This is a genomic window from Caloramator fervidus (genome assembly GCF_900108045.1).
Taxonomy (GTDB): Bacteria; Bacillota; Clostridia; order Clostridiales; family Caloramatoraceae; genus Caloramator; species Caloramator fervidus.
The window spans coordinates 1-1,245 of the sequence record NZ_FNUK01000045.1 but is presented as its reverse complement, the minus strand read 5'-3'; the positions used below and the strand labels follow the sequence as shown (position 1 = coordinate 1,245).

Below are 1,245 nucleotides of genomic sequence, written 5' to 3'. Positions count from 1 at the left end.
AAGGTCAAACAGCATTACTTATATTATCATGCTACTCTTACTTTGTCAATACCTTTTTTTCGTCGCCTCGCAACGACAGTGTATATATTAGCATGAATTACATACACCTTCACTAGCTTAAAACCTGTTTGTTTTAAAATATCTTTTTTTATCTTTATTTCTCTCTTTATTCCTCTTTATTTTTATTATGGACACTCCCGGTTTAGTTGGAGTGCCCATTAACATCAAAAGGCTCAACGTGAACCATACAATGTTTTATAGTGTCCATTTCTTTCTCTAAAGCATCATGAACCCTTTCAGCAATATCATGCCCCTGCTTTACAGTTAATGTATCATCAACATATATTTCTAAATCCACGTAAATTTTATGACCAAACACCCTTGTTTTTAAATCTCTTATCCCTTTTACGCCATTTATTTTAAGAACTATATCTTTTATTCTTTCTATATCCTCCTTATCAACAGATTCATCAACTAAAGCCTTTGTTGCCTTTAAATAAAAATCAACTCCAACTTTAATTATAAAAAAGCTAACTATAATTGCCGCTAAAGGATCAAAAAATCTATATCCCAACCTTGAAAGAAATATCCCTAAAAACGTTCCTATAGATGAAAATGCATCTGAGCGATGATGCCAAGCATCCGCCTCTAAGGATATACTTTTTATTTTCTTAGCCACAGATATTGTATACCAATACATAGCTTCTTTTACAAGTATTGATATTAAAGCGGCTATTAAAGCTATTTTTCCTGGCGGTGTAATATCCCCTAATAACAATTTTTTTATACCTTCATATCCTATGAAAAAACCTGTAATTATTAAAATTATACTAATTATCTTGGCAAATACTGGCTCAAACTTTTCATGTCCATAGGGATGTTTTTCATCTTCTTCTTTTGAAGAAATTCTCAGTCCTAATATTACAACAAAAGTTGCTAGTATATCTGATAAAGTATGAACTCCATCTGCTATCATTGCACTACTTTTCCCTATAAACCCTGCTATTATTTTAAATAAACATAAAAAAAGATTAACAAAAATAGTTATCCAGGAAGTCTTTATCCCTTCTTTTTCTCTTTCCACTTTTATTCTCCTTTCAATTGATAATAAATTATATTGTTATTATATGCAATAAATATAAATTACGCAAGCAAAATATTTTATAAAATTTATTATCAATTGATAATAGAAAATAAATAAAAAAGGCTGTCAAAAGACAGCCCTTAAAACAATCCTGCTATCAT

Annotated in this window: 1 protein-coding gene; it reads right to left on the bottom strand. The window is 29.7% G+C overall.

From position 1 onward, the window contains the following. Nucleotides 1-202 precede the first annotated feature (202 nt). Nucleotides 203-1,084 carry a cation diffusion facilitator family transporter gene (locus tag C4R78_RS09340; protein WP_103896767.1) on the bottom strand — a complete coding sequence of 294 codons (882 nt, stop codon included), beginning with the start codon at nt 1,082-1,084 and terminating at the stop codon, nt 203-205. Nucleotides 1,085-1,245 lie beyond the last annotated feature (161 nt).